Annotated in this window: 2 pseudogenes; both read left to right on the plus strand. The window is 43.7% G+C overall.

Going from position 1 to position 535, the window contains the following annotated elements:
• Window positions 1–256: pseudogene (gene truA, locus CIK04_RS27285) on the plus strand (tRNA pseudouridine(38-40) synthase TruA); the annotation flags it as partial.
• Window positions 257–431: 175 nt separating this feature from the next.
• Window positions 432–535 (plus strand): annotated as a pseudogene (locus tag CIK04_RS27290) (acetyl-CoA carboxylase carboxyl transferase subunit beta); the annotation flags it as partial.

The following is a 535-nucleotide window of genomic DNA, read 5'->3' on the forward strand; positions in this document are numbered from 1 at the left end:
ATACGACATCAAAGCCAATGCCTTTGTGCACCACATGGTACGCAACATTACGGGCAGTTTAATTATGGTTGGTCGTGGGGAGCAAGATCCAGAGTGGATCAAATGGTTGCTCGAAGCGAAAGATCGTAAGCTCGCCGGTCCGACGGCCAAAAGCCCGAAAGTGGTTTGTATTCTCGTTGATGTGGACTACCCTGAAGAGTTCGATTTACCTCGCGAGTCGATCGGCCCGTTGTTTTTGCCCGATAATTTGAACTAATCGAGAGATTCAGATTCAAAAAAATGAGTAACTTAGCGTGCGACTTTGACTGAAAAAATAGGTACAACCAGTTTTTTATCTACAGTTGTCGTTATATGTGGTTTAATCCACACGCGTAAATTCGAATTTTTGTTCTTCGCTTATGGAGCGGAAGCGTAGAGAGAAAAGGTCTTCCATGAGTTGGCTTGAAAAGATTTTAGAAAAAGCAACATCGTAAGCTCACGTAAAGCGTCTATCCCTGAGGGTGTGTGGACGAAATGTACTTCATGTGAGCAAGTT

It is taken from the genome of Vibrio sp. 03_296, assembly GCF_002265885.1.